This window comes from uncultured Eubacterium sp. (assembly GCF_945980375.1).
Lineage (GTDB): Bacteria > Bacillota > Clostridia > Oscillospirales > Acutalibacteraceae > Eubacterium_R.
The window spans coordinates 1-10,270 of the sequence record NZ_CAMFQO010000036.1 but is presented as its reverse complement, the minus strand read 5'-3'; the positions used below and the strand labels follow the sequence as shown (position 1 = coordinate 10,270).

Sequence of the window (10,270 nt, the reverse complement as noted above, 5' to 3'; positions counted from 1 at the left end):
GATATTTTCAAGTTGAAGCTTTAAGAAAATTGGATAAGTGAGTAAAAATATTAGGCGACCACCTGTAAAAAAGCTTTACAAAAACAATAGAAAAGAATAAATTAACAGTTAGCAACTTGTAATGCTACCGCTTTTCAATCATAAGTGTCAATAAGTGGTCGTGTAATGATACATTAACAAAACATATGCATCATTATTTTTTTCTTTGATTCTTTCTGTATTGTGTAGGAGTAGTGTTATAGACTTTTTTGAAAACCTTTACAAAATAGTTATTATCATCATAGCCTACATAGCTTCCTATTTCTTGTACCGGAAAATTTGTTTGAGACAGAAATTCTGCGGCTTTTTTGCATCTTTGAGTTGTGATATATTCATTTACAGTTAAACCGGTTTCATTTTTAAATAACTTGCAAAAATTTGAAACAGACATATCTACCTGTTTTGCAAGATTAATTATTTTTAACTCGTCACTTAAATGAGAAATAATGTATTCAAGCGTTCTCACAACAGGCAAAGAATAATTTGAATATTTTAACTGATGTTCACGAACAGCCTTTGTTAATTCAAGTATCATTTTCTTTGAGTACTCTTCTTGCCTGGATATCGTTACAGCTGAATCTGCCAACTGTGCATAACGCTGAGTAATTTCATCAATAGTTACAACAGAAAGTCCGCTGCTCTCTGCTGCTTTTCTTGCAAGAGTACGAAGTATGGCAAAACTAACAGCCGGATTTATATATGATGTATTTGATTTCAAAAAGCCTGAATTTTGTGCATTATCAAGCATTATTTGCTGCATAGCAATAACATTTTCAACATCTCCCATTCTAATCAAATGTTCAAATGCTCTTTCACTGTCATATCTTCTGTAAATACTGCTGTAATTTTTGTCGTCATAGTTGATATTTTTAATATTGTTGTCGTTAATAAAAAAGTCGCTTTCAAGTCTTTTATATAAAAATTCAGCAGTTGAAGGGTTAAAAGCGTAAATACACGAATTAATTATATTATATAACTGATTGTGGTAAATCAAAGACAGTGAGTTGCGATACAATTTTAGTGACAATGAATATGCAGAAGGAAGATGATACTCTATCAACAAATTATCAATATCTTGTTTTGAATATTCTTCCCTTACATAAGGTCCCACTAAATATATTTCATTCTCGAAGTTAAATATAGATATATAGACATTAATGTCATCTGCGATTTCGTAGATGACATTTTTTTCTACATCAGAAATAATATTAAGAAGAATTGTTTTAGTAAACATAGGCTGCAAGTTTTCATCAAAACAATACTCATTTTCAAATTGTTCTAACTGTTCATCTTTATTATCGAGTTTAAATACAGGAGTTTTCAGAAGTACGTGTAGCAACCTTTCAAACAAGCTTGAGTCCATAATAACACCTCGAAATTACATAAATATGATAATATTTTGCTATACTTAACAATATTTTTCTATTCGTTTCTTTTTTTTAATGATACACTAAAGACAACCAAAAAGCAAGTTTTCATTAAAAAATTGAAAAGGAGTAAAAATTATGAAAGAAAAAAACGCAAAGCCGTCACCTGTTTACAGCAGGGCGAAAACTTGGCAAATCGCATTAACAACAATGACCGGTATAGGTCAAATGGTGTTTTATGTACTAATGACATCGGCTACATACATTGGTAATGCAAATTTCGGTATACTTGTTGCCGTTACAGGAGTAATCATTACATTTTCGAGATTATTCGATGGTATCACAGACCCGATAATTGCACTGGTAATGGAAAGATTTAAGAGTAAACACGGCAAAATAAGGTTTTTCACAATGATCGGATGGGCAACTATGTCAGTTGCTACTACACTTATGTGCAATATCGGACCAAAGCTTCATCTTGAAGGTGCATTAGGAATAGTATTTTTTGTCCTTTGCTATGTGATTTATATTATTGGTTATACATTTTGCAGTATCTCAGGACAAATCAATGCAAATGTTTTAACTAACGATCCTAAACAGAGACCTACCATTTCGGTTTGGAATACGGCATATTCCTATTTAGCTCCAATGATTATGTCTGTTGTTTCAATGTCTGTTATTCTTCCAAAATTCAACAACATTCAGTCTACTCAATATTTTGAAACTCTCAACATTGTAGTTGTTGCAGTTTCGTTTGTATTTTATCTGCTGTCTTGTATAGGTGTTTCAAAATTTGACAAGCCTGAAAACTTTGAAAACATTAAAATAGGAAAAGAAAAAGAAGAAAAACCGTCTATCAAAGATATGGTTAATCTCATTAAGAGTAATAAGGAATTACAACGCTATATTATTGCAGCCGGCAGTGACAAGCTTGCGCAAACTATCGGTTCGGCATCTGTTGTATCAACAATGCTTTTCGGTATAATCGTAGGTTCTATGTCACTTTCGTCAATTCTTTCTGCCATTGCTATGCTCCCGTCGATAATATTTGCAGTTATTGGTTCAAAAATTGCAGGTAAAAAAGGCAGCTTAAAGGTTATGGTTGACTGGTCAAAAATTTGTATTGTTGTTAACATAATTTACGCAGCATTTATTTTGTTTGCACCTGCCTCTATGATAGGCGATTTGATGAATAAGAAGGCATCATCAGTAGCTTTGGGTGTAATAATCGCAATTGTATTTTTACTTTTAAATTTTGCGGTAAACGCAACTAAAATGGTTGTAAGTGTGGCAACAAATTCACTTCGTATGGATATAGTTGACTATGAGTTTGACCGTACAGGCAAATATATGCCCGCTGCTGTATCAGCAACATATAGCTTTGTTGATAAGGCAATATCTTCTTTCGGTGCGTTCATTGCCACTGCAATGATCGGCTTGATTGGTTATACAACAACTGTGCCTCAGCAAGGCGATCCTCTTACTGTAGGTGTAAAAGTTATTACTGTTGTACTTCTTATAGGATTTCCGATAATCGGCTGGATTTGCACAATTTTAGCTATGAAAAAGAGCAATCTTACCTTTGAAAAAATGGAAGAGGTTCAGACAAACATAGCATACAAAAAATCTAAATTATCACAGGAAAACAAAAGCGAAATAGTTGAAGAAACGGTAATAGAATTTACTGAAGAGTAATTTTATTGAATTTTAAAAACATAGATAATTTTCATAAAGAAATTATCTGTCATTACTTTACTATCAGGAGCATATATGAGAAAAGCAATAAATTTTAATGAAAATTGGATTTTTAAGAAAGAAGGAAAAACAGAAAAAGTAAATATTCCCCATACTTGGAATTCTGTTGACGGTCAGACAGGACCTGAAGAATATTACAGAGGCATATGCACATATGAAAAAACTTTTTGCAAACCTCTGATAGAAAGCAATGAGCGTTGTTATATCGAATTTAATGGCGTAAATTCGTCCTGCACTGTTTTATTGAACGATGTAAAAATAGCAGAACATAACGGAGGATATTCTACTTTCAGGAGTGATATTACCGATTATCTTAAGAATGAAAATAGTTTAAAAGTATTTGTCGATAATTCACCTAATGATAAGGTATATCCTCAAAGAGCTGATTTTACATTTTACGGCGGTATTTACAGAGATGTAAATCTTATTATCGTAAATGAAAATCATTTCGACTTGGATTATTATGGCGGTAAAGGATTATATGTAACTCCAAGAATAGAAGGCAATAATGCCATTGTTGAGATAGAAGCATATTTTGCAGGTAACGCAGACGAAGTAGTTGTTTCTATTGATTCTGTCAGCAAAACTGTTCTGTATCCTACATATGAAAATAATAAAGGGAAAGTAAAAGGTTCGGTAGAAATAAAAAATGTTCACCTGTGGAATGGTTTGGCAGACCCTTATCTTTATAACATTACGGCAACCTTGACAAAAAACAAACAACCTGTTGACAGAATTTATGACAGATTCGGGGTGAGAGAATACTATATTGACAGTGAAAAAGGCTTTTTCTTAAACGGAAAAAGCTATCCTCTTCACGGTGTATCAAGGCATCAGGACAGAGCAGGTGTTGGCAACGCTTTAACAAAGGAAATGCATGAGAATGATATGGATATAATTCTCTCAATGGGAGCAAATTCCATAAGGCTTGCACACTATCAGCATGACAATTATTTTTATGAATTATGTGATGAAAAAGGTGTAATTGTTTGGGCTGAAATACCATATATCACTATTCATATGCCTACTGCAAGAGAAAACACTATTTCTCAAATGAAGGAATTAATTACGCAAAACTATAATCATCCGTCTATTATTTGTTGGGCATTATCAAACGAGATAACATTACAGGGCGTAACAGATGACTTAATTGAAAATCACAAAATACTTAATGATTTGGTTCACGAAATGGACAAAAGCAGATTATCTGCTATGGCAAATCTGTTTATGCTTGAAACTGATTCTCCTCTCATAACCCTGCCTGATTTAAGAGGCTATAATTTATATTACGGCTGGTATGTGGGAGATGTGGAAGATAATGACAAGTGGTTTGATGATTTTCACAAAGAACATCCCAATGTTGCCATTGGTTTAACCGAATACGGAGCAGATTCTGTTATTAATTTACAATCTCCAAAGCCCGAAAAGGGCGATTTTACTGAAAGCTATCAAGCCATTTACCATGAACATATGCTTGAAATGTTTTCGACTCGCCCATATATATGGGGAACCTATTGTTGGAATATGTTTGAATTTGCGGCAGCGGGAAGAAATGAAGCCGGAGATCCCGGAAAAAACCATAAAGGGCTTGTTACATTTGACCGCAAAGAAAAAAAGGATGCGTTTTATATTTACAAGGCTTGGTGGTCAGATGAACCGTTTGTGCATATTTGCTCAAAGCGTTATCATGACAGAATTGAGCCAATTACAGAAGTAAAAGTATATTCGAACCAAAATGATGTTACCCTGTTCGTTGACGGAGAAGAATTTGAAACGAAGCACGGCAAACATATTTTCAAATTTAATGTGCCTATCAACGGTATTCACAAAATCATTGCCAAATCTAACGGTTTAGTTGATAATGCTGAAATACAAAAGGTAACTGCTCCGAATCCAAAATATTTTGCTTCACCGGAAAAGGTTAAAAACTGGTTTGACAAGCCCGAAGAATCCGAGCAGGCAGACAGCAACTATCTTTCTCTTTCAAGTACAATGGCTGAAATTCAAAGTACGGATGAAGGTAAAGCTCTGCTTGATGCAATGATGCAGAATTTAGGAAATAAAATGGCAGGCGGAATGGGAAAAGGAGTTGAAATTCCTAAAGCTATGATGGCTGTCGTTGCCCGTCAACCTCTTAGTAAGCTTTTAACCCAAGCAGGTATAGAATTAAGCAGCAACGAGGCAAAGCAAATAGCTCAGGCACTTTCAAAAATAAAGAAGGCATAGGAGAATTATTTATGAAAAAGTTTAGTAAAGATTTTTTACTTGGTGCCGCAACATCAGCACATCAAGTTGAGGGAAATAATATATATTCTGATTATTGGGCAATGGAGCAAATGAAAAATTCCCAATTTGTTGAACCCAGCGGTAAGGCAGTAGATCATTATAACAAATACGAGGAAGACATAAAAATGCTTTCTGATGCAGGTCTAAATGCATATCGTTTTTCCATTGAATGGGCTAGAATAGAACCGCAAAAAGGGATATTTGACGAAAAAGAAATACAGCACTACAAAGATGTAATTGATTGCTGTAAAAAATACAATGTTGAACCCATTATAACATTACATCATTTTACTTCGCCGAAATGGTTAATAGAAATGGGCGGATGGGAAAACGAAGAAGTTGTAGAACTATTTGCAAATTATACAAAATATGTCGTTGAAAATATTAAGGACGATGTAAATTATATTTGCACCATAAATGAAGCAAATATGCGACTTCAGGTTAAATCGCTTATGGAACGCTTTATGAAGCAAATGATGGCGAAAACAGGCGGTAATACACCAAAAATTTCAAATGTTGAGCAAAATGACAATTCTAATGATATGGAAGGTCAGCTTCAAGTAGGATTAAATCTTTCAAATCCGATGGAAAAAATGAAATTAACAGCCATTGAAAATATGCAGGTTTTCGGGGATATGAACCCACATACTTTTGTTTCAGCAGCGGGTGAAACCGGAGACGAAATAGTTATAAATGCCCATAAAGCAGCAAAAAATGTAATTAAATCAATCAATCCGAAAATAAATGTAGGAATAACTTTATCACTTCATGATATTCAATGTGTAGAAGGCGGAGAAGAAAAGGCAAAGAAAAATTGGGACGAAGAGTTCGGACATTATGTTGAATACATAAAAGATGATGATTTCTTTGGACTTCAAAACTACACAAGGACTGTTTATGACAAAGACGGTATAGTGCCGGTCGAAAACGGAGTTCCAATGACTCAAATGGATTACGAAATATATCCCGAAGCTTTGGAACACGTTATTCGCAGAGTTAATAAAGAAATGCCAAATGTGCCGATAATTGTAACTGAAAACGGAATTGCTGTTGATGATGACAATATAAGATGTAATTTTATCGATAAAGCAATAAATGGGATTCAGTCTTGTCAGCAGGACGGAATAAATATTTTAGGCTACTGTTATTGGTCACTTCTTGATAATTTTGAATGGCAAAAAGGTTTTGCTCTTACATTCGGACTTTGCGAGGTTAACCGCTCAACATATGAAAGAACACCTAAAAACAGTCTAACTCATCTCGGAAAATATGCAGGCTAAAAAAAGAGGGATTTAAATGATAAAAAAAGCAGTTCAGCAAATTATGATAGGCTCGGTGTGCAAAACCGAGGAAAATACTTTAAATGTGTTAAACTCTATTAAGTCGGCAGGCTATGACTCTATTGAATTAAATGGATTTATGATAAAGCCCACGCCGTTTATAGTAAGAGTGCTTACAAAAGCCGCCGGTATGCCTACAGGTTCAGCAGGAAAATTTGATTGGAAATCCCTTGTTAAAAAATCGGGACTTGAAGTTTGCAGTATTCACGAAGATTTAGGCAGCATTGAAAATGATATTGATTCAGTTATAAATGAGGCACATTCATTTAACACTAAAAATATTGTTGTTACCGGAATGTATCGCTTTGCATATAATGATAAAAATGAAGTCAAGAAACTGGTACAGCGTCTTAATAAAGCAGGCGAAGAGTTAAAAAAGAATGACATAAACTTGCTCTATCATAACCACAATGTTGAATTTGTTCATTTTGACAATCAGCAAAGTGAATATCTTCAAAACTGCCCTTATTCATTACTGATAAACGAAACAAACGAAGAATATGTGAACTTTGAGTTTGACTCATATTGGGCTTGCGACGCAGGTGTTAATCCACTTGATATAATAGATATACTTTCAAGCAGAATGAGATGCTATCATATTACTGACAGGGGCTCAAGACTTTCTTCTGCATCAATAACTCCAATAATTAAAAATGACAGCATGGAGCTTGGCTGCGGTAATATGAATATAGCTTCACTGATTGAGAAAGCAAAGTCCTGCAATACCGAAGCAATTATACTTGAAAGTCACAAGAATTGGATAGATAAAAATCCCGTTAAATCACTTGAATTATCAGCAAAATATCTAAATTCAAAGATATAATAGGAGACATATTTTGAAAGCGATTAATATTAAAGTTGAACATTTGAAAAGTCCTATCGGCATCGACATAAAAAAGCCTTACATAAGTTGGAACTGCGATGATGGAATTCAGCAAACTGCATATATTATAAATGCTTATAACTATTGTAATGACAAAAAAGGCGACTTATTTTATTCGACAAATAAATGCCATACATCGGATATGTTTGCATATTTCCAAGGCCCTTTGCATAGCAGGCAAAGAGTCCTTATTGAAATCACCCTTTTTGACGAAAACGATGTACAGGGTGAAACACAGTCAACTGTTTTTGAAACTGCATTTTTAGATAAAAATCAGTGGGTTGCAAAATGGATTAATCCTGAAATCGAAAATTTGACAAAGGTTAACTCCCGTCCCGCGTCTTATTTGAAAAAAACATTTAATGTGGAAAAAACAGGCACATCAAGATTATACATAACCGCTCACGGATTATATACAGCGTTTATCAATAACCAAAGAGTAGGCGATTATGTTTTAACGCCCGGGACTTCAGAATATTCTGTAAATTTGGAATATCAGACTTATGATGTTACTGAATTGATTAACGAAGGCAAAAACGAGATAGTAGTTGTTTTGGGCGATGGCTGGTACAGGGGCAAAAGCGGAATGAATAATCCAAACGGTAATTTATTTGGTGATGATATTTCTCTTTTAGCACAGCTGGAAATTAATGGAGCCTCCGTTTTAATTACAGATGAAAGTTGGCAGGCTTCTCAATATGGGCCTATATTGAAAAACGGTCTTGATTTTGGTGAAGTGGTTGATTCTACTATCGGCGACGGCTTTTTTGCGATAGAAAAATTTCATCAAGTAAAGATAGAAAACTTTGGTTATCAGAATCTAAAGTGCAGTAACAATGTCCACATAAAGGAAAAAGAAAAGTTTGAAGGGACAGTTATTAAAACGCCTAACGGCGATACCGTAATTGATTTTGGGCAAAATATTGCCGGCTATGTAAGCTTTTCAGTCAAAGCTAAACAAGGTCAAAAAATCAAACTTGTTCACGGTGAAGGATTAGATGAAAACGGAAACTTTACCATTGATAATTTTCAGCACGAAGCTCCAACGCCTGAAAATATGATTTATCAGCAAGTTGAATATATATGTAAGGAAGGGCAAAACGAATACAAACCGCAATTTTGCATTTTCGGATTTCAATATGTTAAAGTTGAAACAGATATTAATATAGATGACATTAAATTCACCGCGCAAGCAGTATATTCCGATATGGATGAAACCGGTTCGTTTGTTTGCGGCAACGAAGATGTAAATAAACTTGTAAAAAATTCTCTTTGGAGTATGAAAGGAAATTTTGCCGATATACCTACTGATTGCCCAACACGGGAAAGACAGGGATGGACAGGTGATGCAGCTGCTTTTGTTAATACCGGTATGTATCTAATGGACTGCTATCCGGTATTTAGAAAGTGGTTAAACGAAGTTAGAGCAAATCAGCTTGAAGACGGTAAAATACCCGGTGTTGCACCTAATAGTGAGCCGGATGGATTTTTTAAAAAATTATCTAACGGCTCTGCAGGTTGGGCAGATGCAATCACTATAGTACCTAATGCTTTATGCAGGGTGTATAACTGTACTGATATAGTTAAAGAAAACTATGGTGCAATGAAGAAATGGGTGGATTTCTGTGAAAAAAGAGCCCACAAAAGTCGTATTAAATCTAAATTTAAAATTGATAAAAACAAAAAATATATTGTTGATACAGGATTTCATTGGGGAGAATGGCTGGAGCCGGATGTTAATTCAAAGGATGCACTTAAGCAAACTCTTATGAAAGGCTCACCTGAAGTTCCCACTGCATATTTTGCCTATTCAGCATATCTTTTAAGTGTGGCTGCAAAAAAAACGGGAAAAGACTCCGAAAGCAAATATTATTTGAATTTATCTGAAAAAATTAAAGAGGCTTATCGTGCGTATTTTGTTAAGAACGGAAAAATAAATTCTGATCGCCAAGCAAGCTATGTTAGACCTGTTGCTTTAGATATTTTGAATCAATCAGAAAAGCAAACTGCATCAGATAATTTAAATGAGCTTGTGAAAAATAATAATTATCATTTGAACACAGGCTTTTTGTCTACACCGTTTTTATGCAGTGTTCTGTCTTCATACGGTCATACGGATACTGCCTACAAACTTCTATTGCAGGATACAGCTCCTTCATGGCTTTATGAAGTAAAAAAAGGTGCAACTACAATTTGGGAAACCTGGAACGGAATTGATGAGAATCATAAGGTTAGCGCATCACTAAACCATTATTCTTACGGCGCAATTGCCGGGTGGCTTTTTGGAGATGTTGCCGGAATAAAGCTTAATTACGGCAAGATTACAATTGCTCCCCATCCGGACAAGTCTATCGGATTTGCGAGTGCCACATATAACTCGCCTTTAGGAAAGATTTCATCAAAATGGGAATACAAAAACAACGGTATTATTTACTCAATTGAAATACCTGCAAATTGCACAGCAGAAATTATTTTGCCGAATGGTGAAAAACATAATGTTACTGCAGGAAAATACACTTTCTCTTAAGGATTAACACAATGACATATTATTTAGCAATAGACATAGGAGCCTCAAGCGGACGGCATATTCTCGGATATAT

Annotated in this window: 6 protein-coding genes; 5 read left to right on the top strand and 1 reads right to left on the bottom strand. The window is 34.6% G+C overall.

Annotation, left to right across the window (positions count from 1 at the left end):
- Positions 1-193 precede the first annotated feature (193 nt).
- On the bottom strand, positions 194-1,402 hold the full coding sequence (locus tag Q0P34_RS07845) for an AraC family transcriptional regulator (RefSeq protein ID WP_294955181.1): 1,209 nt from the start codon (positions 1,400-1,402) through the stop codon (positions 194-196).
- A gap of 142 nt (positions 1,403-1,544) precedes the next feature.
- On the opposite strand from Q0P34_RS07845, the gene Q0P34_RS07840 reads away from it, so the two are divergent.
- The 5 genes from Q0P34_RS07840 to Q0P34_RS07820 all read left to right on the top strand — a co-directional run bounded on the left by Q0P34_RS07840 (position 1,545) and on the right by Q0P34_RS07820 (position 10,197).
- Positions 1,545-3,101: an MFS transporter gene (locus Q0P34_RS07840; protein ID WP_294955179.1), complete on the top strand. Its 1,557-nt coding sequence runs from the start codon at positions 1,545-1,547 to the stop codon at positions 3,099-3,101.
- A 75-nt stretch (positions 3,102-3,176) separates the two neighbouring features.
- Positions 3,177-5,387 (top strand): glycoside hydrolase family 2 TIM barrel-domain containing protein, encoded by a 2,211-nt coding sequence (locus Q0P34_RS07835; protein ID WP_294955177.1) that lies wholly within the window; start codon positions 3,177-3,179, stop codon positions 5,385-5,387.
- 11 nt (positions 5,388-5,398) lie between these two features.
- Positions 5,399-6,727, top strand: coding sequence for a family 1 glycosylhydrolase (locus Q0P34_RS07830; protein ID WP_294955175.1), 1,329 nt, complete (start codon positions 5,399-5,401; stop codon positions 6,725-6,727).
- A gap of 16 nt (positions 6,728-6,743) precedes the next feature.
- The gene (locus Q0P34_RS07825; RefSeq protein WP_294955174.1) at positions 6,744-7,610 is read left to right on the top strand and encodes a TIM barrel protein; all 867 of its coding nucleotides are present in this window, start codon (positions 6,744-6,746) and stop codon (positions 7,608-7,610) included.
- Positions 7,611-7,623: 13 nt separating this feature from the next.
- Positions 7,624-10,197 (top strand): family 78 glycoside hydrolase catalytic domain, encoded by a 2,574-nt coding sequence (locus Q0P34_RS07820; protein ID WP_291294494.1) that lies wholly within the window; start codon positions 7,624-7,626, stop codon positions 10,195-10,197.
- Positions 10,198-10,270 lie beyond the last annotated feature (73 nt).